15 protein-coding genes are annotated in these 26,693 nt (G+C 56.1%); 12 read left to right on the forward strand and 3 right to left on the reverse strand.

All coding sequences use genetic code 11. From position 1 onward, the window contains the following. Positions 1 to 3: 3 nt before the first annotated feature. Genes rfbB through Q4T40_00475 form a run of 3 tightly spaced genes read right to left on the reverse strand, consistent with a single transcriptional unit; the run spans position 4 to position 5,325 of the window. Positions 4 to 1,056: a dTDP-glucose 4,6-dehydratase gene (rfbB, locus tag Q4T40_00465; protein MDT8899719.1), complete on the reverse strand. Its 1,053-nt coding sequence runs from the start codon at positions 1,054 to 1,056 to the stop codon at positions 4 to 6. After that, positions 1,057 to 3,075 (reverse strand): glycosyltransferase, encoded by a 2,019-nt coding sequence (locus tag Q4T40_00470; GenBank protein ID MDT8899720.1) that lies wholly within the window; start codon positions 3,073 to 3,075, stop codon positions 1,057 to 1,059. Between the two features lie 21 nt (positions 3,076 to 3,096). Next, entirely contained in the window at positions 3,097 to 5,325 is a 2,229-nt protein-coding gene (locus Q4T40_00475; GenBank protein MDT8899721.1) for a glycosyltransferase, read from the reverse strand. Positions 5,326 to 5,656: 331 nt separating this feature from the next. On the opposite strand from Q4T40_00475, the gene Q4T40_00480 reads away from it, so the two are divergent. The 12 genes from Q4T40_00480 (at position 5,657) to Q4T40_00535 (ending at position 26,627) form a co-directional block, all read left to right on the forward strand. Continuing rightward, complete coding sequence (locus Q4T40_00480) at positions 5,657 to 7,609, forward strand: exosporium glycoprotein BclB-related protein (protein MDT8899722.1); 1,953 nt, start codon at positions 5,657 to 5,659, stop codon at positions 7,607 to 7,609. 1,140 nt (positions 7,610 to 8,749) lie between these two features. Next, the gene (locus tag Q4T40_00485; protein MDT8899723.1) at positions 8,750 to 9,415 is read left to right on the forward strand and encodes a hypothetical protein; all 666 of its coding nucleotides are present in this window, start codon (positions 8,750 to 8,752) and stop codon (positions 9,413 to 9,415) included. A 140-nt stretch (positions 9,416 to 9,555) separates the two neighbouring features. After that, the gene (locus Q4T40_00490) at positions 9,556 to 10,659 is read left to right on the forward strand and encodes a glycosyltransferase (GenBank protein ID MDT8899724.1); all 1,104 of its coding nucleotides are present in this window, start codon (positions 9,556 to 9,558) and stop codon (positions 10,657 to 10,659) included. 449 nt (positions 10,660 to 11,108) lie between these two features. Beyond that, positions 11,109 to 11,543: a MarR family transcriptional regulator gene (locus Q4T40_00495; protein MDT8899725.1), complete on the forward strand. Its 435-nt coding sequence runs from the start codon at positions 11,109 to 11,111 to the stop codon at positions 11,541 to 11,543. A gap of 99 nt (positions 11,544 to 11,642) precedes the next feature. Further along, positions 11,643 to 13,640 (forward strand): methyl-accepting chemotaxis protein, encoded by a 1,998-nt coding sequence (locus Q4T40_00500; protein ID MDT8899726.1) that lies wholly within the window; start codon positions 11,643 to 11,645, stop codon positions 13,638 to 13,640. A gap of 329 nt (positions 13,641 to 13,969) precedes the next feature. Next, positions 13,970 to 16,348: a methyl-accepting chemotaxis protein gene (locus tag Q4T40_00505; protein MDT8899727.1), complete on the forward strand. Its 2,379-nt coding sequence runs from the start codon at positions 13,970 to 13,972 to the stop codon at positions 16,346 to 16,348. A 283-nt stretch (positions 16,349 to 16,631) separates the two neighbouring features. Then, positions 16,632 to 18,929: a methyl-accepting chemotaxis protein gene (locus tag Q4T40_00510; GenBank protein ID MDT8899728.1), complete on the forward strand. Its 2,298-nt coding sequence runs from the start codon at positions 16,632 to 16,634 to the stop codon at positions 18,927 to 18,929. 4 nt (positions 18,930 to 18,933) lie between these two features. After that, on the forward strand, positions 18,934 to 21,675 hold the full coding sequence (locus Q4T40_00515) for a chemotaxis protein CheW (GenBank protein MDT8899729.1): 2,742 nt from the start codon (positions 18,934 to 18,936) through the stop codon (positions 21,673 to 21,675). Between the two features lie 21 nt (positions 21,676 to 21,696). After that, a complete protein-coding gene (locus Q4T40_00520) occupies positions 21,697 to 22,932 on the forward strand; it encodes a response regulator (protein ID MDT8899730.1) in 1,236 nt (411 codons plus the stop codon). Positions 22,933 to 22,953: 21 nt separating this feature from the next. Further along, positions 22,954 to 23,868 (forward strand): diguanylate cyclase, encoded by a 915-nt coding sequence (locus Q4T40_00525; protein ID MDT8899731.1) that lies wholly within the window; start codon positions 22,954 to 22,956, stop codon positions 23,866 to 23,868. A 338-nt stretch (positions 23,869 to 24,206) separates the two neighbouring features. Then, a complete protein-coding gene (locus Q4T40_00530) occupies positions 24,207 to 25,625 on the forward strand; it encodes a sigma 54-interacting transcriptional regulator (protein ID MDT8899732.1) in 1,419 nt (472 codons plus the stop codon). A 162-nt stretch (positions 25,626 to 25,787) separates the two neighbouring features. Beyond that, positions 25,788 to 26,627, forward strand: a complete 840-nt coding sequence (locus tag Q4T40_00535) for a hypothetical protein (protein MDT8899733.1) — start codon at positions 25,788 to 25,790, stop codon at positions 26,625 to 26,627. The last annotated feature ends 66 nt before the right edge of the window (positions 26,628 to 26,693 follow it).

The raw sequence follows: 26,693 nt of genomic DNA on the forward strand, positions 1-26,693 counted from the left end.
CTTTTACACACCCGCCTGTTCCCCGCGATTGCTGCCCGCTCTGACAGCCTCGCACCACTCTTGATGCTCAAGATACCACCATACGGTTTTGTTCATGCCGGAGGCAAAGGATTCCCGGGGAGCCCAGCCTGTTTCCCGGCACAGCTTGGCGGCATCGACAGCGTACCGCCAGTCATGCCCCGGGCGGTCCTTCACAAAAGTAATGAGCCGGTGAAAGCTGCCGCCGGTGTGACGCGGCCGCAGCTCGTCAAGCAAATCGCAGATGCAGCGGACAATCTGCAGGTTCGTCCTTTCGGTGTTGCCGCCCACATTATATGTTTCGCCCGGCCGGCCGCGCGTCAGCACGGCGAACAGCGCGCTGCAGTGGTCGCGCACATAAAGCCAGTCGCGGATATTGCCGCCGTCGCCGTAAACCGTCAGCGGTTTTCCGGCCAACGCGTTGCAAAGCATCAGCGGAATCAGCTTTTCCGGAAACTGATAAGGCCCGTAATTGTTGGAGCAATTCGTAATCAGCGCCGGCAGCCCGTAGGTGCGAAAATATGCTCTTACCAAAAAATCGGCGGCCGCTTTGGAAGCCGCATAAGGCGAATTGGGCGCGTACCTGCTGGTTTCGGAGAAATAACCGTCAGGTCCCAACGAACCGTAAACCTCGTCAGTAGATACATGGAGAAAGCGAAACGCCGCTTGGCGGTCGGGCGGCAGCCCGTGCCAGTAGCCGCGGACGCTTTCCAGCAGATCGAAGGTTCCCACAATATTGGTGGCGATAAACTCCCCCGGTCCTTCAATCGACCGGTCGACATGGGATTCGGCCGCCAGGTGGACAACGCCGTCTACTTGATATTGCGCCAGCAGCCGGCTTACCAGCGCGCGGTCCTGGATGGCTCCTCTGACAAAAATGTGGCGCGGCGATTGAAGTGCGCCGGCCAGAGAGCTTAAACTGCCCGCATAGGTCAATTTGTCGAGATTTACAAGCCGGCAGTCGGTATTTTCGAGAGCATAGTGGACAAAATTGCTGCCGATGAAGCCGGCTCCCCCGGTCACGAGCAGTGTCTGCATTTATTTGTCCCCCCCGGAATTCTGGACGCCCAGATACTCGTGTACAAAAACTTGCCGGTAATCCCCGAACTCTTTTCCCAAAACGACCGGGCCGGAGTCATGGATGCACCAAGGCTGCCGCTGACGGGGCACGACGACCTTGTAGGCGGCGCGGATAAACTCCATGCTTTGCGACAGGTCGTAAAAATGCCAGCCGGTAAAAATGTCCGCCCGCCACGGTAAGTCGTACTGGGTAACCATTATCAATCCGTCGATTCCTTGGACCTCCTGAAAGTCGGCGGTTACCTCGCCGAAGGCAAGGAGGCCCATTGCGCCCGCATGGCTGTCGTAAACCTTGCCGAACTTAGCGGGCGATTCCCACCAAATCCCGTTGGCGGGAATCAGCCGGCAGCCGGCGACGCCGATCATGCCGACTTCCGGTTCGGCGAATACCTTCAGAACATCGGCAATAAAGCGTTTGTTGACGATAAACACATCCTGGTGCAGGTAAACCTTATATTTGGCATCCGACATGACGATGGCCTGATTGTAGGCGCCGGCCATGGAACTGTTGTTTTCCAGGGCCAGTATTTCCACCTCAAGGTCGTCCGGGACGTCGAGGCCTTTGATGTGATCGAGGCATTTCCGGTAGACGGCGGCGTCGTTTACGTAGGTTATAAAGCAGATTTTATCCTCCCGCAGCGCTTGGCTGGGACGGACGGCGGGCAGAGCGGCCGCCGCATGGCCGGCCTTGATGATATATTGATACGCCCGGTACTCGGATGCCAACCGGTCGTCTCCCCAATAACCGGCCAGCGTGTCGATCAGCCGGCGGTCGTCGTCTGTCTCGTGAACAACCGTCGGGTGATAGGCGTTTATCGCGTAACCCGCCGACGCAAACATTTTTTTGATCTCGCTCAGGGTAAAAAACCGCAAATGGGTTCTGTCCAGGATCCCGGCGTCTTCATAGGTCCAATTGCCTGTCAGGAGACTGCGCAACACGCTAAAGTGCATGACATTGGGGATGCTCGCCAGAATTTGGCCGTCCGGCTTCAAGTACTGCTTCAGCGATGCCAGCGCGCGCCAGGGATCCAGCAGATGCTCCAGGATATCCGCCAGGATGACGCAATCGAAAGAACCTGCGGGGTAAGGCAATACAGCTGTCTCAAGGTCGGCGGCGATCACCTCCGCAAACGACCGGGCGATAGCCGCGGCTTGTTCGTTGAGCTCGACGCCGAACAGGCTGGCGTGCGGAAAAAGATTCTTTATCTGCAGCAGGGTTGCCCCGCAGGCGCACCCGACTTCCAGGACCTTGAACTCGTCCTGCGGGGATTTGTCGATCAGGCCGATTATATCCCACCTGGTCCCGGTGGAATAGTACGGGTCGAATCCCCACTTGGCGTTGAAGGCGGCGCGGTTTTTTCCCCACTGCTCGGGCAGGTCGGGGTCTTGCCGGAAATGCGCGGCACCGGCGTGGTGAATCAAAACGCTTTTGCACAAAGCCAGCTTATAACCGGCCATGAGTATCCGGAACGAATAATCATCATCGACAAAATACCCTGGTGTAAAAGCTTCGTCCAATAGCCCGATGCTATCGACCACGCTTCTTTTCACCAGCAGACAGTGGCCGGCGAGTTTCAGCCTCGCTTCCCAACCAGCGGCAGCGGGTCGGCCGGGTGCGCCGCGGTTATCGGTCACCGGCCCCGCGGCGCCGATTTCTTCGCTGCCGTACAGGCAGGAAAGAAGGTTTTCCAGCCAGCCCGGAAAAACGGTTACGTCATTGTCCAGGAGGAGGATATTATCGCCGGAAGCCGCACGGATTCCCTGGTTGCAGCCGGCGGGATAACCCAGATGCCGGTCGGTGGCTATGACTGTTACGTCAGCTTGCGCTCGCAGCCAGTCCGCCGCGCCGTCGGCGGAGTTATCGTCGATGACGAGCAGTTCGTATGCGCCGGGCGGAGTATGAGAGCGGATGTTATCGAGGCACTGCCGCGTATAATCCGGTTGGTTATAATTCCAGATAATGATGCTTGTTTTCATGGTCTACCTCAATCTGATTTATTAGCCGAACCTGCAATTGCGCAAGCCGGACTGTTGCTGAAAATAAACCAGGACAATATCCTGCCAGTCGGAAGGCGTTTTTTCATTGTCGGCTGCCGCCAGAGGTAGAGGGACGTGCGCCGCCGGAAGCAGCGGATACAGCTGTTCCAGCTGGGCTGGCCAGCCGGCGCAGTGGTGATGCAGGATGGCGGCTTGCAAGCATTGACTACGGCTTTGGCGGTAAACGGGGTCGGCGACTAACCTATCGAAAACCGCGAATAGTTCTTCTTTATCGTGAAAATGCGTCTGAGGACCGTCTGGCGCAATATCGCCGCTGAGCTGCTCCGCGATTTCGGTAGCCAGACCGACGACCGGTATCCCCAGCGCGCCTGCTTCAAGCGCTTCCGAAGGAGAGCCTAGCGGAATGGCATCCAAGTAGATATCGGCGGCGCTGTGATATAGCAGAAAATCGCCCGGAGTATCGACAACTTTTATCCGGCCGCCGCTGTCGCCGTTCAGCCGCGCCCATTCCGCCGCTTGTAAGGGGCCGACGACTAACATCGTCAGGTTTTCAAATCTGCCGCTTAGTTCCCTGACAAGATTGGCGAGATTATATTCTCCGCAGGCGACAACCTGGTAAGGCTGCGCAATCGTCAAACACACGACCTGCTCGTCGCGGATACCGAGGGTGCTTTTGGCGACTTGCTTATCGGCTTGCGCCCGCGGTGTCCCCAGGGGGAGCGGTAGTCGGCGACCATGGGGGATGTTTCTGCGGGCGCGGGTAAGAGATTGCCCCGCGCCCCAATGATCGACAACCAGGTCGGCTGCCGTCATGCCAAGGGAAAAAGCCAGATGGGCATGATTTACGAAAACAACCGGCGGTCCGCCGGCAAGCCCGAAAGCCGCCGGGGCGACGGGATCATGGGGGTGGATATGCAGAACGACCGCATCCGCCCATCTATTGGCCGTATCCCGCAGTAGTTTGGCCCGCTGGCACAAAGAAAGACCGGCTTTATCAAGAGCTTGGTACCAGCCGCCCGACTGTATGGCCGCCGCCGCCAGCCAGGGCGGGTTGGTCGCGCTGTTCAAGGTGACGAGTACCGAGTGGACAGAACCAATGTCAAGCGCCATCCAGCGCTCAAGCGTTTTGGTATGCCCGCAGGAGTTGTAGCCCTGACTGATAACGTGCAGGACTTTGCGCTTGCCGGCGCTGCTTTCCGGTGACGCGGCCTGGGGAACCGCCGCCGGTAAAGCGATCGCGGCTCCGATCGTCCTGAGCATCGATTCGAGCTTGGGGCAGGCGAAAAACCCCGGATGAGAATGGTGGGCCAGATCCGCGGCCCGCATAATCGCCTGCAGGGCTTTTTCCCGGTCGCCGGACAGCAGGGAAAACTCAGCCCGACCCAGCAGCGCGTAGAAATCATCGCGGTTTTTTCGCATCGACTGTCGGTGGAAATTAAAATCATGCTGATAGGCAAACCATTTTTTTAAGCCGGGGTCCTGGATGCTGTTCGACGGATGGATGCTGGCGGGCGCGAACCCCCATTTACTGATGAACTTTTGTTTATTGGTTTCCAGGAGCATATTATACTGAGAGGTCTGTTCCCCGAAGGATATGCTGCCAAAATGATGAATGAAGGTGTCGCGGCACAGGACCAGCCGATACCCGGCCTTCCTTATGCGCAGGCTGTAATCGTCGTCTTCATAATTTCCCGGCGAAAAAAGTTCGTCCAATAGACCGACCTTTTTAATTACTTCGGTTTTGATCAGCATGCAATAGCCTACAAGCCGCCCTCTGTCTTCCCAGTGCTCCGGGTCCGAATGATTGTTTCTCCGCGCGAAATTGATCATTTCCTCAATACTGCCATATTCGCAGACGATGCTCTGGAAATTGGAACAAGAGTTGGTGACGGCGCCGACCGCGCCGATATCCCCGGAGCTGAACAGGCAGCTTCTCAGGTTGGCTAACCAGTTGGGGGTTACGACAGTATCGTTATTCAGGAGAAGAACGCTGTCGCCGATGGCCACAGAAATACCTTGATTACAGCCGGCCGGAAAACCGATATTGTCGTCATTCAAAACTAACCGCAGATCGGGTTGACTTTGCAGCCATGTCACCGTTCCGTCGGTGGAGTGGTTGTCGACGACAATGACTTCGTAGGTTGCCGGCTCGGTATGCTGCCTGATGCTGTTTAGGCAAAGCTTGGTATAGTCAAGCTTATTGTAGGTTAGAACAATAATACTGGTCATGGTCACTCCTTCTTGAAACGATGGTGTTCCAGCTTTATGGCATGAGCAAACCCGGAGGGGAGCCGCGACAGGGTGGAAGGCCCCGACCCGACCGCCAGGATGAATGATGAGCCTCGGGGGCGTGATTGAGCGCCGGCGTCGCTGCTGTCGTAAGATGTCATCAAATGGTATATTATATGAATTCGCGCTTTTGGCTGTGATGGAAAATCGCCGCCCGCAAACTTCGCGGGCGGCGATTTTCTTAGTTTGATGAGGGGATGATGGTGTCCAAATGAAGGGCGTTATTCATAGTATATTATGTAATCCGAAATAAACGAATAGGAGGGAAAGCATGGATCTGAGCAATGACCGTGAAGGTTATATAGACGAACGCTGCCAAAGCTGTAAATGCAACCGCTGCGAGTACGGGCTTTGCCTCAGGCAGCAAAGGCACAATCAGCATCAGTATTATTGCCTATTGCCTGAGAGTAATGACCCGGTACCTGCGGAATCGTTTGCGGCCGCCGGGCAAAAGATCTTCCAGGGCGCCGGACGGGGATATTCGGAAGAGGATTGCGTCTACGAACATAGTGAGAAAGGGCAGGGCGCCGGCAACCCGCTTGTTATCGTTTCCCCGGGCCTTAAATATGAACGCTGTACGCGCTGCCACAGCAGCCGCTGCAAGTATGCATTTTGCCTAAGGCGCCGCAAGCACCACCATCACCATCATTATTATCTGGTACCTGAACCTTATGGTTTCGTTCCCGCAGGTTCGCCTGCCGGTGGACAAAACTATTCCCCGGACTCTGCCGGGAAATCGGATCCCGACAGACCGGCCTGTAATCACAAATGCTATCAAGACGATTGCTGTTGCCACAACCATAATCACAAAGACGATGACTGCTGCCACAAGCACTATTGTGACGACGACTGCTGCAGTCACGACCACTATTGTGATGACGACTGCTCCTGCAAACCAATAATTATCGTTAATTCCCCTGGTCCCAGCGGCGCGACCGGTTTTACGGGCGCCACGGGCGCCACCGGAGCCACCGGCGCCACCGGAGCAACAGGCGCCACCGGAGCCACGGGCGCTACCGGAGCCACGGGTGCTACCGGAGCCACGGGTGCTACCGGGGCCACGGGTGCTACCGGGGCCACGGGTGCTACCGGAGCCACGGGCGATCCGGGAGCCACCGGGGCAACGGGAGCCACCGGAGCAACAGGTGCTACCGGCCCGTCTGGCGGTCCTCCGGGAGCCACCGGCGCAACCGGGGCAACAGGTGCCACCGGGGCAACAGGGGCCACCGGAGCCACGGGCGCTGGAGCCACCGGCGTTACCGGAGCTACCGGCGTTACCGGAGCCACCGGCGCAACCGGGGCAACAGGTGCCACCGGGGCAACAGGGGCCACCGGAGCCACGGGCGCTGGAGCCACCGGCGTTACCGGAGCTACCGGCGTTACCGGAGCCACCGGCGCAACCGGGGCAACAGGTGCCACCGGGGCAACAGGTGCCACCGGAGCCACGGGCGCTGGAGCCACCGGCGTTACCGGAGCTACCGGCGTTACCGGAGCTACCGGCGTTACCGGAGCTACCGGCGTTACCGGAGCTACCGGCGTTACCGGAGCCACCGGCGTCACCGGAGCTACCGGCGTTACCGGCGCCACCGGCGTTACCGGAGCCACCGGCGTTACAGGTGTCACTGGGGCCACCGGCGCTGGAGCCACGGGAGCCACGGGAGCTACGGGAGCCACGGGAGCTACGGGAGCTACGGGAGCCACCGGCGTTACAGGTTCAGGAGCTATCATCCCCTTTGCGTCAGGGCCGCTGACCACACTGACGACAAATGCGGACGGGACAGCGGGCCTTCTGGCGCTGATAGGTTTCGGGGCTAATGATAGCGCCGTTGAGGCCGCAGGCCTCATCGACACGACCGGCCTCAACGGCCTTGCCTTCTCAATGTCCCAGGACGGCTTGATCACCTCGCTAGCCGCCTATTTCAGCATCGCCGCGGCAGTTACTCTCGAAGGCACCGCCGTTACCATCACTGCGCAGCTTTACAGTAGCCCGCCCCCGCCGAGCGACATCTTCACGCCGGTTGCCGGCGCTTCTGTAACGCTGGTTCCCCCGCTTACCGGCGCGGTTGTGGTAGGCGACCACTCCAGCGGCATCACGACAGGACTGGCAATCCCGGTTACCGCCGAGACCCGGTTGCTGTTGGTGTTTTCCGCTACCGTCACCGGTGGAGTCCCTGTCGCAGCCATCATCTCCGGTTTTGCCGGTGCCGGTCTCTCCATCAGTTGATTAATGGTTTGCCCGAAGTCACCCGGCGGAAGCGCTGGTTGGCACACCGAAAAGCTTTAGTGGGCAATGATGGTTCCGCCTTTTGCATGACTTGGATTGGATATCGGACCTCCAGCGCATAGAAAGGAGAGATTGTACGTGGACCAGGATGATCGTACCCATAGTCCGCACAATAAACGAAGCGGACGCGGCAAAAGCCACCACCACCATCATTTTCATGAATATCAGGGAGTAAAGACAGGTCAACCAAAGATGGACTTCTTGGAAAAAATATATCAAATCTATAACCCGGGCGGAGGTCAACACCACCAGGACAATGACTGTGATCATTATGACCATCAAGAGGACTGTAATCACCACCACCATGATGACTGCTGTCATCACCATCACCATAAGGGCAAAGACTGCAAGTGCGATCCGATAATAGTAGTTAATCCTCCCGGCCCTCCCGGCCCCCCCGGCCCTCCTGGCTTTCCTGGCCCTGCAGGGCCCACAGGGGCCACGGGCGCTACCGGATTAACCGGCGCTACCGGGACCACCGGAGCCACGGGCGCTACCGGACCGACCGGCGCTACCGGGGCCACCGGCGCTACCGGGGCCACCGGAGCCACGGGCGCCACCGGGCCGTCAGGCGGTCCTCCGGGCGCCACCGGCGCTACCGGACCAACCGGGGCCACCGGGGCCACCGGTGACCCAGGAGCCACAGGCGCTACAGGTGTTACCGGAGTCACGGGTGCTACAGGTGTCACTGGGGCCACCGGAGCTACCGGTGACCCAGGAGCCACAGGCGCTACAGGTGTCACTGGGGCCACCGGAGTTACCGGAGCCACCGGCGTTACCGGGGCCACTGGAGCCACCGGCGCTACCGGAGTTACCGGAGCCACGGGTGCTATTGGTGTCACTGGGGCCACCGGCGTTACCGGGGCCACCGGAGCCACCGGCGCTACCGGAGTTACCGGAGCCACGGGTGCTATTGGTGTCACTGGGGCCACCGGCGTTACCGGAGCCACTGGAGCCACCGGCGTTACCGGGGCCACCGGAGCTACAGGCGCTACCGGAGTTACCGGAGCCACGGGTGCTATTGGTGTCACTGGGGCCACCGGCGTTACCGGGGCCACCGGAGCTACCGGAGTTACCGGAGTGACCGGAGTGACCGGAGCTACAGGCGCGACCGGCGTTACCGGAGCCACGGGTGCTACGGGTGTCACTGGCGCTACCGGAGTTACCGGAGCTACGGGGGCCACAGGCGTCACCGGCGCTGGAGCCACCGGAGCCACGGGCGCCACCGGAGCCACTGGCATTACCGGAGCTACAGGAGTTACCGGAGCTACGGGCGTCACCGGCGCCACGGGCGCTACTGGGGCCACGGGCGCCACGGGCGCTACTGGAACCACGGGCGCGGGCCTTGCCGCTTTCGGTTATGTGTATAATTTAGCCACGTTAGCTGATGCAACCGTCCTGGGCGGTGCGGATGTGCCGTTCAGCAACAACGGTCCTCTGTTAGGCATCACTCACGCGGCGGGGGCGACCACCGTTATTGTCCCGGCCGCCGGCAATTACCAGATCTTTTACGGCATCAGCATTACGGCCGGTATAGGTGCGTCAATCGCCATCGCCGTCAATGGCACTGTCAACGCCTCTACGCCGATCAGCGCCCTCGTGGCGACCGGGGAACTTACCGGGCAGGCCATCCTCACCCTCGCCGCCGGGGACGTGATAACGTTGAGAAACAATTCGGCGATAGCCTTGACCTTGACCCTGGCTCCTGCCGTAGGCGCCCAAATGATCGTGGAGCTTCTCGATTAACCGGCGAAACAGGCGGGAAAAATGATATTCCAGGTATTAACGGGCCTTGTCTGTGCGGCAAGGCCCGTTACTTTTAGGTGGTCAAGACAAGTAACGAGTGAATATGCTATCACTAGTAAGGTATATGGAGGCGAGGGGAAATGACCGATCACGAGCAGAGTGGCCCACCGCCGGTCACTATCAGTTTATGCATGATCGTAAGGAATGAAGAGGCGACGATCGGCCGCTGCCTGCGTTCGGCGCAGGGGATTGTGGACGAAATCGTGATTGTCGATACAGGCTCGACGGATAAGACCAAGGAAATGGTCGGCCGGTTTACCGACGCCGTGTATGATTTCGAGTGGATCAATGATTTTGCCGCAGCCAGGAATTTCGCCTTCGACCTGGCAACCCAGCGGTATATTTTGTGGCTGGATGCCGATGAGGTTATTTTGCCGGCGGATCGCGAAAAAATGCTGGTTTTAAAGTCGACTCTCGGGCCTGGGGTCGACGCCGTGAGCATGCTGACAAATCTGGCTTTTGACGAGCAGGGACAGGTTACTTGCCAGATCAGACGGAACCGCTTGGTGCTGCGAGAGAGGAATTTCCGCTGGATAGGTCCGGTCCACGAGTACATCGAGGTCGCCGGGACTTTTCATCACACGGATATCGCCGTCACCCACCTGCCCCTTAGCCACGATGCGGGGAGGAATCTTTATATATACCAGCAGCGTCTGCTGAAGGGGGAGGAGTTCTCGCCCCGCGATTTATATTATTTTGCCAATGAGTTGAAAGACCATAAGCTGTATAATCGGGCAATCGAGTATTACCAGAAGTTTTTGGCGACCAATCAGGGCTGGGTGGTGGACAACATCGACGCTTGCGCCAAATTGGCGGACTGTTTCTATGAATTGCACGAGGTCGACAACACGTTGAAATATATCTATCGGTCTTTCGAATACGGCGTTCCCAGAGCGGATTTTTGCTGCCGGCTCGGTTTTCACTATCTGAATAGCAATCAACTGGAGCAGGCGATTTTCTGGTATAAGACAGCGACTCAGCTGGACGCGTCTACACAAGCCTGGGGATTGGTCAACGTCCCCTGCCAGACGTGGCTTCCGCATCTTCAGCTGTGCGTGTGCTACTCCCGCGCGGGACAGTACCGTCTTGCGCATCAGCACAACGAGATGGCGGCAGCTTTTATTCCTAACGACCCGCGAGTGCAGCATAACCGTAAATATTTACAAAGCTTGACTGATGCATGATTAACCAGAGAGAGGCATGCCTGACCTCGATTAGGTTCTTATTTCCTAGAGCCGCTTACAGGTCGCGACGACGATGCGGCGGTCAAAATGTGACGATTTAAGGCTATGCCTCGGGGTGGTTAACTTGCTCACGTAGCCCTTTGGCAAACGTGGGCTTCATTTTTTGTGGCGGCAATGGAGTAGGCCGCGGTCGGGGACCGCGGCGAAGGGTGCTGTTCCGGGAGGGGGCGGGCCTTTTTTCGCGCCGGAGTATGGCTGAGGTGCGAGCATGGTGGGCGGCGAAGCAAAGTCCGTCCGGGCGGGCTGGGCACATTGGCAAATTTGTCGAACTAATGTTAAAAATGCCATTTTAGATAGAATTGTCGCGGGAAATGTTGTAATATTAATTGCATATACCATGCTTTGCATTCAGATAGTTGACTAGTCAATTATCGTCAGGGGGTTAGTCGGTGAAGATTGACGGTCTGATAATGCATCAGGTGTTTCAGCTGACGCGGCTGATTTCGCGCACGCTGAACACCCGGTTCCAGCCGTTTGACCTGCATGTTTCCGAGTGGGGCATCATTGTCACGCTGACGGACAAGGGACCGATGACTCAGCGGGAGTTGGCCAGGTATTTGAACATTGAGCCGTCGGCGGTGTCGCGGAGCCTGGTTGGGTTGCAGCGGAAGGGCTATGTGGCGCGCGAGACGGGGGAGGACCGGCGGGAGCGGAAAGTGCTGCTGACCACGATCGCCCGGCAGCAGTACAAGGTCTGGGAGGGCATCGCGGACCGGCACCGGCAGGGGATTATGGCCGGGCTGACCGCGGCGGATAAGGAAACGTTGTCCGGGATTCTGACAGCTATCCTCCAGAAGGCGCAGGAGTGTCCGGGGGAAGGATGAGAGGCGCCGCCCAGGGAGGGCGGGGCGTGTACCCGGCGGCCACCGGCAGACGGGTGACAAGAGCAACGCCAGGCATGGATTTGAAGGAGTTGATGAGACATGTTGAACGCAACAAAAAAAGCAGGTAACTTGGCGGTAAGCATAAAGGCCAAGCTGGTTATTACCGTGTGCGTGGTGCTGGCAGTTTCGATCGGGTTTGTCGCTTTTTTCAATTTGCGGGGCAGTAATGAGGCCCTGACCAAGAAAACGGCGGAGAACATGCTGGCCAATGCCGAAGCCGCCGCCGAGGGAATCGGCAAGGAGGTCGCGGCCATGAAGGCGGTGGTGGAGGTCATCTCGGCCGATGACAGGCTGCGGTCGGGAGATGCCAAGGTCGTGGTGGCCAGGCTGGCCGAGATTCGGAAGGCGATGCCGCAGATCGAGAATCTGCTGCTGGTGGAGCCGGGTGGCGCTTATATCGACGCGGGCGGAAAAACCGGCTCGGTGGCCAGCCGGGAGTATTATAAGGAAATCCTACAAACAAAAAAGACGGTAGTGTCCGGCGACCCGGTGATCTCCCAGTTCTCCGGCAAGCTGGTGGCGGTTGTGATAACGCCGGTCAAGGGCGGCCAGGGATATTTGGCAGCCGGTATGCAGATCGACGGGATCACCGATTATGTCCTTCACCGGAAAATCGGCGATAAGGGTTATACCTACGCTTTCGGCAAGTCGGGCATCATTTTTATCCACCCTGATAAGAAGGTTGCGATGAAGCTGAATCTGCTGGGGGGCGAGGCCAGCCCGGACCTGGCCGCGATGGCGAAAACGGCCATCGGCGGCGAGAAGAGCGTAAGGGAGTATGAGTTCGACGGGACGATGCGATACGCCGGTTGCGCGCCGGTGCCGGGAACTTCGTGGGGGGTGGGCACCGCTCTGCTTCGGACGGAGGCGTTGGCCGTGACCAAGGAGATGGAACGGCAAGCCCTACTGATCGCGATGATCGCCATGGTGCTCAGCGGCCTAATCATCTACTTTATCGCCACCAAGCTGATCAATCCGGTCATCCGGTTGGTGGGGGCGGCGGACAGGATGGCGGACGGGGATCTGACCCAAAATGTAAGTGTGGCCGCCAATGATGAGGTCGGCCGGTTATCGGCGGCTTTCAACGCCATGGGCGCCAATCTGCGGGACCTGGTGCGGCAGATCCAGAAAAACGCCGAACAGGTGGCCGCCGCCAGTGAGGAACTGACTGCCACCTCGGACCAGTCGGCTCTGGCGGCAAATCAGATAGCGGAGTCGATAGCCGGGGTGGCGGCCAGCGCCGGTCAACAATCGGCCGCCGCCGACGATACCGCGGCGGTGGTGGAGGAGATGTCGGCCAGCATCCAGGCGGTGGCCGTCAACGCCCATCAGGTGGCCGCCCAGTCGGCCCAGGCGGCCGACAAGGCCAAGAGCGGCGATCTCGCGGTGGCCAAAGCGGTGGCGCAGATGGATGAGATAGAGGAAACGGTCAACAACTCGGCCGGGGTGGTGACCCAGTTGGGCGAGCGATCTAAGGAAATCGGCCAGATTGTGGATACCATCGCCGGCATCGCCGGCCAGACTAACCTGCTGGCGCTGAACGCGGCCATCGAGGCCGCCCGGGCTGGTGAACAGGGCCGCGGCTTCGCCGTGGTGGCCGAGGAGGTGCGGAAGCTGGCCGAGCAGTCGCAGGAGGCGGCCAAGCAGATTGCCGTGCTGATCGGGGAAATCCGCAACGAGACCGACCGGGCGGTAACGGCGATGAACGACGGTACCCGCGAGGTCAAGAGCGGGGCCGAGGCCGTTAAGACGGCCGGCGCCGCTTTCCGGGAGATAGCCGACCTGGTGTCGGTGGTATCGGAGCAGGTGCGGGAGATTTCGGCCGCCATCCAGCAGATGGCGGCAGGCAGCCAGCAGATTGTGGGCTCGGTGAAACGGATGGACGAGCTTGGCAAGCAGTCGGCCGGGGAAGCCCAGGGGGTTTCGGCGGCGGCGGAAGAGCAGTTGGCGGCGATGGAGGAAATCGCCTCGTCCAGTCAGTCGCTGGCCAAGTTGGCCCAGGACTTGCAGTCGGCGGTGGCCCGGTTCAGGATATAGGGCCGCTGGCAGGGAGAAGCTGATACCCGGCCGTTAGGCCGGGTATGGGGAGATAGCATATGGTGGGGCCGGTTCCCGGAGGGGGACCGGCCCTTTTATGCGGGGAAGGGCCGAAGCGGGGCAATGCCGTAAACGGATATTAATACTGTTGTTGTAGAATTTTGCAGGAAAGTGGAGATGTGTGGAGAAATCTGTACTTAACTACATTTTATGTAAGGATATGTTAAAGCTCCTCAGTGTGGCTCTCGTGCTGAGTCACCAGGGAGCTTTATTAGTGTGACTGGCAGTAATTATTAGTTGTGGAAAATTTATTTTAGGGTGATGGACATATGGGCAAAATCAGTACCAAGATTATCGCGGCAATTATGGTGTGTTCGGTTGTCGGTACGCTGTTATTGGGCGGGGCGATTTATTACGCCGGCTACCAGAAATTATCGTCAAGTGCTAAGCAGGACATTTATGACAAAACGGTGGTCGCCGCCAATGACTTGACGTTGCCGATGTCAAGAATCGAAAGTTCCGTCAATGCGCTGGCCAGTATGGTTACGGTGGCGCTGGACGATGATTTGGGTAAGCTGAAAGACCCGGCGTACATGAAGAGGCTCGAAGAGCAAATCCGGTCTGCAGCGAGCGGGGTTGCCCGAAGCACGGATGGGGCTATGGCTTTTTATGTAAGGTTTAATCCCAAACTGGCTGAGGGAACGTCGGGGGTATTTCACGCCGCCACTTCGACCGGTGGGGCTATTCAACAGTTGGTTCCCACCGATTTCAGCAAATATGATGAGAACGATTTGGCACATGTCGGCTGGTATTACATCCCGGTTAAAGCCGGTAAGCCGGTATGGCTTGCCCCATACCATAACGCCAATATTAACGTAGATATGATTTCTTATGTAGTGCCAATTTACAAGAACGGACAGTCGGTTGGCATCGTGGGTATGGATATCGATTTCAGGAAAATCCAGGCTGTGATGAAAAGTCTAAAATATATGAAAACCGGCTTTGGCATTCTTTTGGGTAGTGATTATCAGCTCTTATATCACCCGGATTTCGCTGTTGAGGATAACTTAGGTAAAGTTGAAGATGGCGCTTTAAAAAGCTTGACGTCGAAGATGGGCGGCAATGACGATGGCGTTGCCGAGTATCAGTATCGCGGCAAAACGATGTTATGGTCTTACAGGAAATTGCCCAGCGGTCAGATCATGGTTCTGACGGTGCCGAAGGACGAGGCTTTTCATGAGTTGGCCGCCTTGACGTATTTGGTTGCGGGAATGCTTGTGCTGGGCGTCATACTGGCAATGGCTTTGGGCTGGTTTACGGGGATGCGGATAGTGAAGCCGATAAAGACGGTGCGGGATTATATTAAAGAGATTTCGGCAGGTAATCTCAACCTGGAGGCGCTGCCGGTCAACAGTGCCGACGAGGTTGGCGAGCTGACGGTTTCTGCGAATACAATGCTGGAGAAGTTGCAACAGGCGCAAAATCATACAATCGCCAATATCCGCGAGGCTACAAGGGAATTGACAAAGTCGACGGAGACGATGATCGATGTCGCGACAGGGGTTGCGGCAAGCAGTGAAGAGATGAGCGCCAAGGTCAGTTCGGTAAGTTCGACTGTCACGCAGATGGCGGCAAACTTGGAAGAGACGGCCAGTTCGACCGAGGAGGTCAGTGCGCAGGCGGAGTCCGTCGCCCATTTGTCCAACCGGATGTTTGAAGCCGCGCAAAGGGTCGCAATGACGTCGGAATCGGTTTCGGGAGAAGTCAGCAAGGTTAGCAGTGTTATTGAGGATATTTCCAGGAGTATCAATCGGGCGGCCGATTCCGCCGTAAATGTTTCCAATTCAACGAACAATATTGCCAAGGCTATTCAGACCATCAACACGTCGTTGAACAGTGTGAACGAGAAGTGCGAGCGATCCCTGGATATAGCCCTTGAGGCGGAGGGCCGGTCACGGGAAACCGGCGATATCATAAAGAAGCTGAGTGCCGCCTCCAAGAAAATCAATCAGGTTGTTTACATTATCGGCAATATTGCCGAACAGACCAATATGCTGGCGTTGAACGCCACCATAGAAGCGGCCGGCGCGGGGGAAGCGGGCAAAGGCTTCGCTGTCGTAGCGGCGGAGGTAAAGGAGTTGTCGAAACGGACGACTAACGAAACGAGGATTATTGCCCAGCAGATTGAGGAGATGCAGTCGGGTATGGCCGACGCCGTGGCGGCGGTGGACAAGATTGCCGGCGTGACAAAGGAGACTGCCGATATAGCCAGAACCATTGCCGGCGCTGTTACCGAACAATCAGGAAGTTTGGGGGATATTTCCGCGGCAATATCGATAGGCGTTCAGCAGTTGGAGAAGATAAGCGAGGAGATCGGCGAAATTGCCAACAATACCGGCTATGTTACCAAAAGCGCGGCCGATGCCGCTGCCGGTGTTAAGTCTATGTATGAGGCGACAGTAGATATTTTAGAGAAGTCAAAGGAGGTGGCAAAGAGTTCGGACGACATGAGGTATGTCATGAATATCATTGCTACAGCCACGCAGGATAACGCGCAAGGAACACAGGAGATCATGGGAAGTATGCATGAAACCAACGAGGCAATCGCCAATACGGCCGCGCATGCTTCTTTGGTCAGTAGCGCCGCCAATGACTTGGGCGAGTTGACGAAAAATATGGAAGAGCTGGTTAAGAGCTTTAAAGTTTAGTACCGGTATTTTCAGCGATTATTCGATGGCGCCACCGTTCATTATGTGTACCAAGGGCAGACTGCGGCTTGCGGAATATCCGCAAAAATTCCCGAGTGGAGTGCAAAGCCGTCCCATCGGGTGCGACTAGGACGGCTTTTTGTTGGGATGGACAAGCAATTAGGGCCAGATATTTCTGTTTCCGACGGGCCTGGCGAGCGGCCTGGAAGAGGTAGCCAAGGATTAGCGGATAGTCGCGGCGGCGTGCCAGTAAATGGTGAAAGAAGGGGATCTAGTGTTTTCTATGCTGACCAAAACAATTAAAGGAAAACTGATCGGTATTATTATTCTCGCATTTGTTGTGGCGTTGACTATTTCTTCTTCTTTGATTTACTTTACGGCTCACCAAGCGCTCGCCGAGAACACGGAGCAATCGATCAAGGCCCTCGCTGCCAGTTCAAGCAAGGAGACTGGCTTATGGCTGGAGGAAAAAAAGTCCTATATTTCCGCACTGGCCAATACGCCGCTAGTGCGCGGCGACGATCAGGAGGCGATATGGCAGTATCTGGCCGGTGAAATGGGTAGGGCGAAACAGTACGAGGTTCTATTCGTATCGGACGAGAAGGGCGATTATTTCGCCTGTACCCGCAACAGCGACGGGTCGATATCGAGAAGAGGCTCAAACATAGGCGATCGTCCGTACTTCCCGGAGGTAATGAAGGGAAAGACGATCGTTTCCGACCCGGTGTATTCCAAAGTAACAGGTCATCCGGTTATTGTTGTGGCCGCCCCGATCAGGAAAGAGGGCCGGATCGTCGGCGTGATGGGCGGCAGCATGTATCTTGACGAGCTCGCGCAGCGCGTTTCGGCGATTAAGGTGGCCAAGTCCGGGTATGCGTTTGTTGTGCAGGGGGACGGACAGGCGATAATGCATCCGGATAAGAATTTGGTGATGAAATACAATTTTCTCAAGGAAGGCAATAGCGACGCAGGTCTACGGGAGGCGATAGGCCAAGCCGCCCGGGGCGGGAAGGGAGTCGCCCGGTATACGTGGGGTGACGTAAGCAAATACGCCGGCTACGCGGCAGTGCCGGGAACCAACTGGGGGTTGCTCGTGAGTGTTCCGGTGGCGGAAGTAACCGAACAACTCGCGACCATGACGAAAATTTCGCTGCTAGCTCCCTTGGCGGTTGCTTTGATTATCATATTCGTTACCGGGTTTTTCCTGACGAGGCTCATAATTAAGCCTATCGACAATTTGCAGACGGTTATGGCCAGAGTGGCAACCGGAGACTTCACGGCGCGGGCCGAGGTTGGTTCGGATGATGAATTTGGTGTGCTCATGCGGGCGGTGAATAATACATTCGATGGGCTGAACGCGATGATCGGCGATGTTCGCGAAACAACGCTTAAGCTTAAGAAAGCCTCGGTCGGCCTGATCGATATTTCCACAACGTTAGCCGCCAACAGCGAGGAAATGAGCGCAAAGATCTGTACGGTGAGCGCGACGGTCGAGCAGATTTCCGCCAATATCGAGGAGACGGCCAGTTCTACCGAGGAGGTAAGCCACGGGGTCGATGCGGTGGCCGGCCTGGCGAACGAAATGTCCGCGGCGGCCCAAGTTTCCGCTAAGACGGCGGAAACGGTGGCTCTTGAGGTAAAACAGGTTAGTGCCGTTGTGGAGGGAATTTCGCAGAGCATCAGCCGGGCCGCCGCTTCGGCCGTAGATGTGTCCGCGGCGATGGATGATGTGGCGAATGCTGTTACGGTAATTAATCAGTCTCTCGGTCAAGTAAGTGCGAAATGCGAGCGGTCTATCGGGATTACAACGGAGGCGGCCGAGCGGTCGCAAGAAACGACCGCCATCATCCGCAGGCTTAGTCAGGCGTCAAAGCAAATAAACGGGGTTGTCGATATTATCCGTAGTATCGCCGAGCAAACCAACATGCTTGCGCTTAACGCTACTATCGAGGCGGCTGGCGCCGGCGAGGCGGGCAAGGGGTTTGCGGTGGTCGCGGCGGAGGTTAAGGAGCTTGCCAAACGGACGGCGGAGGAGACCAGGCATATCGCTCAGCAGATAGAAGAGATGCAAGGCGATATGGGCGAGGCGGTGATTGCCGTGGAAAAAATCACTGGCGTTATCGCCGAGACCAAGGATATCACTCATACGATCGCTTCCGCGGTCGCCGAACAGACCAAGAGCGCTACCGACATTTCCGGTGCTATGGCGGTCGGCGTGCAGAAGGTAGCGACGATCAGCCAGGAGATCGGCGATATCGCCACCAATGCGGGGCAGGTTTCGCAGGGAGCCGCCGGCGCTGCCGACGGTGTGAAGGCCATGTTTGAAACAACGGTCGAAATTTCGCGCAAGTCGGCTGAGGTCGCCAGCAGTTCGGATAAAATGGCGTCGGTTATGAGCAATATTGCCAACGCTACCAAGGAAATCGCCCAGGGAGCTCAGGAAATTATCGAGAGTATCCAGGAAGCGGACGCCGCTACCGCTGATACGGCCGGCAAGGCGTCGCTGACGAGCGAATCGGCGCATTATCTGGGCGAAGCGGCCAATAACCTGGAGCTTTTGGTCGAGAAATTTAAGGTTTGAGTGTATGGCAATGAATACAAGCAGCGAGTTGATACGAGAGTTTATTGAAGAAGCCAAGGCTCATATCGGCACTGTGGAAGCGGGTTTGTTACGCCTGGATGAAGCTAACTGCGACGCCGCCACGCTTAATGAGATATTTCGGGCAGTGCATAGCATCAAAGGAACCGCCGGCTTTTTCGAACTGACCAAGATTGTGGAGCTGTCCCATGTTATGGAAGCGCTCTTTGGCCGGCTGCGCGACGATAAAATCCAGGTGACGGCGCATATGGTCGATGTTTTGCTGGAAGCGACGGATGTGCTTAAGGACCTTATCTGCCGGGCGGCGGAGCAGGAAGACCGCGATGTATCCGAATATGTGGCGGCGGTAAAAGCGTTTTTTCAGAAGGAGGAAAGGCGTGAGAGCCCGGCCGGTGCAGGTGGCCTTTCGGCCTGGGATATGTGGAATCAGCTTACCGCCCTGGAGGAATCGGCAAATACGGAAGTAGCCGGAGTGCTTCCGCGGTTGGCTCCGGAACCCAGGACGGAGCCTGCGTCTCCCGAAGTCATGGTAAGCGCCGGTGAAGGTCCCAAGCGGCGGGGTGAGCCGGCGTCTGAATCGGACGCCAAGGCGAGGGTCGCGCTGACGGGAGAGACCGTGCGGGTGGGCGTGGAGCTGTTGGACGATTTATTGAATATTGTGGGGGAGATGGTTTTACGCCGCAATCAGTTGTTGCGGATAGCCCAAAATGCCGGTAAGGATGTAGCCCAGCTTGACGTTGTGGCTCAGGGCATCGATAATCTGACCACGAGTTTGCAAGAGAAGGTCATGAAGACACGGATGCAGCCTGTGGCAAATGTCTTCAATAAATTTCCCCGGATTGTCCGGGAATTGACCCGCAAGATGGATAAAGAGGTCGATCTGGTAATGGAGGGTATGAGTGTCGAACTAGACCGCTCTATTATTGAGGCTTTGGTCGATCCGATAACCCATCTTGTACGTAATGCTCTGGATCACGGCATCGAGCCGCCGAAGAGCAGGATGGCGGGCAATAAACCGCCTGCGGGTACGCTCGTTCTTCATGCGTATCAGGAAAGCGGACGGGTCATCATCGATATTCGCGACGATGGCGCCGGCATCGATATAGAGAAGGTCAAGGCCAAGGCTGTGCTCAAAGGGTGGATAACCGACCGGGAAGCGGCGGCGATGCGCGACACGGATGTGCTGAGTTTCATTATGCGGCCCGGTTTTTCTACCGCGGAGCAGGTTACCGATATTTCCGGCCGCGGTGTCGGTATGGACGTGGTCAAGACCAATATTGAGAAGTTGGGCGGCAAGGTCGAGATATATACCGAAAAAGGGGCGGGTACCACGTTCCGCTTGATGTTGCCGCTGACGCTCGCCATTATCCCGTCGTTTATCGTTGAGGCGGCCGGCGACGCTTTCGCCGTGCCTCAGGCCAATGTGAAGGAATTTGTTCTCATCCAGCCGGGAGAGACCAGCGATAAGCGGATCGAGTTCATTCAGTCGTCGCCGGTGCTCAGGCTGCGCCATCAGTTGTTGCCGCTGGTGTATTTGAATGATGTTTTGGGGACCTCCGGCGGTCAAACGGGCGGCCGGCAGAACTGGGGCAGTCGATTTATAGACGAGGGGCGGACTTTTCGCATACTGGTGATTAAAAGCGGCAGCCTGCGGTACGGGCTGGTTGTCGATGCCGTTTATGATACGGAGGAAATATTGGTTAAACCGGTCCCAAGGGTAATCGGCGCGTGCGGGTGCTATTCCGGAGTAACCGTCTTGGGCGATGGGCGTATTGCCATGATTATCGACCCTGAAAGCATCCGGCTGGAAGCCAACCTCAGCGAGACCAGGGAGGCCGAAGGAGAGAGCGTGCTGCCGTCGGGCGGCGACCGGGGAAGGGAACAGCAGTATTTGTTGTTGTTCAAATGCTCGGGCGGGGAAATGCTGGGGATCGATCTTGCGATGGTGGCGCGTGTCGAGGAGATAGCAGCTTCCCGCGTTCAGAAAATAGGCTCCAAAGAGTATTTTACGTTTCAGGGACAGACGATCAGAATTATCCGGCCGGAGCACTATTTGCCAATTGCCCGGCGAAAACGCAAGCCTCCCAAGCTGTACGTCATTTTGCCGAAATTCGTTAAACACACGGTCGGCATTATCGCCGAGGAGATTTGCGATGCTATTTTAACGCGGATACAGCTTGACGAAAGCGGGGTTTCCGGGCGGGGCATCATTGGCTCCACCCTGGTGGACGATAGAATCGTTACTCTGCTGAATATTTATGAGCTGTTTGAGAAAGCGGCGCCAGAGTATTACGGCCTGAAAACCGCGACGGCGGGAAAGCGTGTTCTGCCTGAGACCGGAGGTTCGCCAGGGATGAAAAAAGCGCGGATTCTGTTGGCGGAGGATACGCCCTTTTTTGCCAGGACGATAAAGAGCTATTTGGAGAGCGACGGTTTCGAGGTGGTTACGGCGGAAAATGGCCGGGAAGCTTTCGAGATGCTGTCTCGCCGAACGGTGGATGTGGTGATAAGCGATATCGAGATGCCGCTCATGAATGGGCTTGAGTTGGTCCGTACGATCAGGGAGAGTGAAACGCTCAGGCATTTGCCGGTGATTGCCCTGACTTCGCTGGGCGGTGAAGAGAATAGGGAGAAGGGTTTGCGCGCCGGGTTCGATGTTTATGAATTCAAGCTTGATAGAAAAAGGCTGCTTGATAGTGTTCACAAAGTTTTGGCGCAAAAAGCTTAGGTGATCGGAGGCGAGACGGGATTGGCGCGGATATTGATTGTCGATGATTCACTTGTGGCGCGGAAGGTTTTGACGAATATTCTTGAGGGGTTGGGCCACACGGTAGTCGGCGACGCGGCGGACGGCGGGCAAGCCTTTACCGAGTATGCCCGTCACCGGCCTGACGTGGTAACGATGGATCTGGCTATGCAAGGGATGAGCGGCGCTGAGGCGACGTCGAAGATTGTCGCCACTTTTCCCGATGCCAGGATTGTCGTAATCAGTGCCCTGGAGGAACGCCAGGTTGTGATCGACGCGTTGGAACGCGGGGCCAGGCATTTTATCATTAAGCCCGTTTCTGAGGAAAAAGTCGCGGCGGTGCTGGAGAATGTCCTTCGCCAGAATTTCGATCACCGGAAATGTTGCGAGCTTTTAAAAAGGCTGAAAGAGGAGGACGGCCTACCGGCCGGCGGCTGGAGCAATTTAGGGAAAAGGGAGAATCAGGTGGCGCGGGTTTTGATAGTCGATGATTCGGCGGTGGCGCGGAAGGCCTTGCGGGAAATTATGACTTCATTGGGGCATACTGTGATAAGCGAGGCGGAGAATGGCGCTCAGGCTTTTATAGAGTATACCAGACACCGGCCGGATATCGTAACGATGGATCTGACCATGCAGGGGATGTGCGGGGCCGAGGCTACATCGAAAATCGTCGCTACTTTTCCCGACGCCCGGATAATTGTAATCAGCGCGATGGAGGAGCGCCAGATCGTGTTGGATGCTTTGGAACGCGGGGCCAGGCATTTTATCATTAAGCCGATTACGCTGGATAAAGTTTCGGCGATCTTGAACAATGTTCTGCAGCAGAAGTTTGACCAGCAAACGCATCGGGAGCTGGTAAGAAGGCTGAAAGGGTGCACCGATTCTTTTTCTCCTCTGGGAGCAAGTTCCCCCGAATATCTGCCGCCTTACCAGATCTGTGCGGAGAACAAGCTGATTCTGGTGAAAGTCAATCATAATCTGACCATGACCAGTTGCCAGTCCCTGTTGATCGAGCTTGAGGAGTATTTGACCGGCGAACCGCGGGTATTATTTGATTTTGGAAACATACAAGGTTTAGCGGAAGCTGTCCTTGCCGAACTCGATAAGTTGATTAAGCGCATTGAAAGCAATTCCGGTACGGTTAAGGCGATATCCCGGCAGCAGTCTTTGGTGGATGCGGTAATTTCAAGGGAGGCGGCTTCTTCATTAGCGATGGTTATCCGTTATTTCGCAAGCTGAACTTTCGGTCAGGGGGATTTTATGTTTCGTATTTTAATCGTTGATGATAGCTTGATTAATTTAAAGATAATAAGCGGACTTTTGGGCGATAAGTACGAAGTGAGCACGGCCAGCAGCGGACAGGAAGCAATTTTGCAGGCGACCGAGACGGTTCCGGATTTAATTTTGCTCGATATTCTTATGCCTGATATGGACGGTTTAGAGGTTTGCCGGTTTCTTAAAAGGCAATCGGCTACGGCGGAGATACCGATTATTTTTATTACCGTGGTTTCCGAGCCGAAAGATATTGTCAGGGCTTTTGAAGCAGGGGGGCAAGATTACATAACAAAGCCGTTCAGTGCGCTGGAGCTGTGTGCCCGGATGAAGACTCATTTGGAGTTGAAGCAGTCGCGGGAGGAGTTAAAAACATATGCCAGGCAATTGGAGGCAAAAAACTTAGAGCTTAAGGAAGCGCTGGCAAGGTTGGAGATCTCAGCCATAACAGATTTTTTGACGAACCTGCCTAATCGACGCTATATGCTGCAAAAAATCCAGGAGGAGATCGCCAGGATCAAGAGGGCAAAGAGCGCTATGACGCTTATCCTCTTGGATGTTGACAATTTTAAGGATATTAACGATTCGGTCGGCCATGATTGCGGCGATGCGGTCCTGAAAGGAATTGCCGACATAATGAGGCGCACCGTGCGGGAACAGGATATCGTTACTCGCTGGGGAGGGGACGAGTTTTTGTTTTTGCTTCCCGATACCGATTTTGCCGGCGGACAGGTCGTCGGGGAAAAAATACGGCAGGCGATTGGGGCGAGTACAGTTCCTTACTGCGGGAAGCTTTTTTCGGTATCGGTTTCTTTTGGGGTAGCGCAATACGATGTCGAATTAGATATCGACGCAAATATCAAAAGAGCAGATGAGGCTTTATACAGACAGAAAAAGCAATAATGGGAGTGCTTATATCGTACTTAGCCGGTGAAGATTACGCTGCGTGAAGGCGGCGGAAGAATGCAGGGGCGCTTAAAAAATATGTACCGAATTCGGTACATATTTTTTAATTTTCTGCGAAAATGTTGCCGATTTGGCACAATAAAGATGCATAAACATTTGAAAATACGGATAAATAGCCATATCCCTATATTGGCATGGCATTTGCTTGTGTTATATGGCAAGAACAGATGTCTATGACAGATGATCGCTTTCGTCAGGGTTGTTATACTCCCGTTCGGCTTCCAAGAACGGCGAATTAGTTAAACGAACGTAAATGAACTCGCGGGAGGTTGCCTATGCCTAATCCGGTAAGTTCCTCCAAACGAAGAGAGATTGCTAAACAGAATCTGGAGAAGATTTTTGAAAATTTTCCTGACCCGATATTTGTGACTGACAGTCAAGGAAACGTGTTGCTGTCCAATTCTTCAACCGCCCTTACTCTTGATATGTCGCTCGACCAGTTGCTGAAATCCAATGTCGCGGACTTGGTAAAGAAGGGTTACTATACAAAGTCTTATGCCATGGAAGTGGCGGAAAAAAAGTGCGTCTTAAGCGGCATATTGAAGACGAAGCTCAATCTGTCGATGATTTCCGCCAGTACGCCGGTTCTGGACGATAATGGCGAGGTCATACTGGTGGTAACCCATGCCCGGCCGAAGGACACGGTCGAGAAATACATCAGCAAGGAGGAACGGGGGAAGCAGGATCAGCGCAAGCGGGAAATAGAGTATCTGCGGAGCCATGTGCTCGAAACGGATACGATTGTTGCCGAGAGCAAAGCGATGCGCCAAGTGCTGCTTGCCGCGCATGCTGTAGCCCAGACGGACAGCACGGTTTTGTTGAACGGGGAGTCGGGAACAGGCAAGGAGGTACTGGCCAAGTACATCCACCGCCATAGCAAACGGTTCAACGAGGCGTTCATCGCCGTCAACTGCGCGGCTTTTCCCGAGCAATTGGTGGAATCCGAGCTGTTCGGCTATGAACGAGGAGCGTTTACCGGCGCCAAAGGCGAGGGTCGGATGGGGCTTATCGAGGCCGCCCATAACGGGACGCTGTTTCTCGACGAGATCGCTGAATTGCCGTTGACGCTCCAGTCAAAACTTCTGCGGGTGTTGGAAACAGGCGAGGTTAGGCGGCTGGGAAGCAATACCGCCCGGAAGATCGATTTCCGGCTTATCGCCGCGACTCACCAGGATCTTAAGAAGATGTCGGAGGAGTACCTTTTCCGGGAGGACCTGTATTATCGTCTGAATGTTATCCCGATCCGGATACCGCCGCTGCGGGACAGACCGGAGGATACGCTGGTGCTTGCCCTTAAGTTTTTGGACGATTTCAACAGAAAGCACAAGACCGCTTACGAGTTTGACGGCGAGACGCTGGAAATGTTCCAGTCGAACGCTTGGCCGGGAAATGTCCGGGAACTGCGTAACGCGGTGGAGCGGAAAGTGATTCAACATCTGCAGGATTACCAGGCGGATTGCCTTCAGGCAGTTTCGTCCTTTTCGAGCGGGATTTCGCGGAGCGACTGCATCAAGATTCTTGGCTTGACGGGTTCGCTGAAAGATGTGACGCGTACCGTGGAGGAAAAGTATATCGACCATGTCCTGAGAGAATGTGGAGGGCGGATTGGCGAGGCGGCCAAACGGCTGGGGATTTATCGGACCGTTCTTTACCGGAAACTTAAAGCTTTCGAGAGGGAGCGGGGACAGGCCTGAGTTCAGAGGATGTACCGCGGCGGGTCCCAAGAACTCGCGTTTGATTTAGTTCCCGTTGACGGGGGACATCCCCATATCATCCTCGACGCGGCCGTTAGCGCTCCGGGCTCCCCGTCAAGATGTCATGGGAGAAGGAATAAGCGTTGGGGAGGGAGCGTTCGTTTGCTAAATTACAAGCACTATACGACAACGGAGATGCTGGATATTCTGACCAGCGAACGGGTTTTCTTCTCTCGCCACCATATGCCAAGCCCTGGTTTGCATAGTCAGCCTGATAACATTTCGTTGCATTCCGAGGTGAGTGGCGCCAAAAACCGGCTCAGGGTCACGTGTGAGATATGGAACAACATGGACAGTATCCGGGATTATCTTAAAAACGCCGGTTTCACAAGGGATGAGAATGACGCTGTTTATTTCAGGAATTGGTACATATCCGTGAATCCGGGAAAGGATACCGGGTTGTTGGACAGGGTGGTGAAAACGCTGGATACGGCGCTGGCAAGCTCGCCGTTATTGTTGTATGCGTCGGAGATATGCCGGTCGGTGTATGACTATCACGCTTTTGCGGGGAATACCCTGCCCAAGATAAGCATCAGCGAGCTGGTCCGCCATCTGGGGTACCCGGAGCAATGTAATTTTGGCGCGGGTGGCAATCCAGGGGCGGCTCCCGATTTCTTGATAGCACACTATAAGAGGGAACAGTGGGCGGCCTGGGTTAGCGGCGATACTATTCTCCCTTTGTTCCCAAGCGAATATGACGCCAGGCAGTTTCTTGCGAACAGGGCCCGCCGCTGCCGGCCGCTGGAAACGCTGGCGATACATACGGTACCGCCGGTAATGAAGAGCCGTTGGCCGAAAATTTATATCCTCGTTGACCCGGCGCGCAGTATTGATGAGCGGATCGCCTGGCTACAAAGGGAACAGGCCCTTCTCCAGAGCCGGGAAAGGATGGTTTTCCCGAAGGAATGCACGAGGGGGGGACGATCCAATTGGTATCTATGATTTAGCGATTCGGGTAGTGGAAGAAGGGGGGGATGTCCGACAGGTCATAAAATGCCGGGGATGATT

The organism is Selenomonadales bacterium 4137-cl, from assembly GCA_032334055.1.
GTDB classification, from domain to species: domain Bacteria; phylum Bacillota; class Negativicutes; order Sporomusales; family UBA7701; genus Anaeroselena; species Anaeroselena agilis.

Excerpts from the sequence above, each read along its gene's own strand:
- rfbB (MDT8899719.1), bottom strand. The coding sequence starts at position 1,056 with ATGCAGACACTGCTCGTGACCGGGGGAGCCGGCTTCATCGGCAGCAAT.
- Q4T40_00470 (MDT8899720.1), bottom strand. The coding sequence starts at position 3,075 with ATGAAAACAAGCATCATTATCTGGAATTATAACCAACCGGATTATACG.
- Q4T40_00475 (MDT8899721.1), bottom strand. The coding sequence starts at position 5,325 with ATGACCAGTATTATTGTTCTAACCTACAATAAGCTTGACTATACCAAG.
- Q4T40_00480 (MDT8899722.1), top strand. The coding sequence starts at position 5,657 with ATGGATCTGAGCAATGACCGTGAAGGTTATATAGACGAACGCTGCCAA.
- Q4T40_00490 (MDT8899724.1), top strand. The coding sequence starts at position 9,556 with ATGACCGATCACGAGCAGAGTGGCCCACCGCCGGTCACTATCAGTTTA.
- Q4T40_00500 (MDT8899726.1), top strand. The coding sequence starts at position 11,643 with ATGTTGAACGCAACAAAAAAAGCAGGTAACTTGGCGGTAAGCATAAAG.
- Q4T40_00505 (MDT8899727.1), top strand. The coding sequence starts at position 13,970 with ATGGGCAAAATCAGTACCAAGATTATCGCGGCAATTATGGTGTGTTCG.
- Q4T40_00510 (MDT8899728.1), top strand. The coding sequence starts at position 16,632 with ATGCTGACCAAAACAATTAAAGGAAAACTGATCGGTATTATTATTCTC.
- Q4T40_00515 (MDT8899729.1), top strand. The coding sequence starts at position 18,934 with ATGGCAATGAATACAAGCAGCGAGTTGATACGAGAGTTTATTGAAGAA.
- Q4T40_00525 (MDT8899731.1), top strand. The coding sequence starts at position 22,954 with ATGTTTCGTATTTTAATCGTTGATGATAGCTTGATTAATTTAAAGATA.
- Q4T40_00530 (MDT8899732.1), top strand. The coding sequence starts at position 24,207 with ATGCCTAATCCGGTAAGTTCCTCCAAACGAAGAGAGATTGCTAAACAG.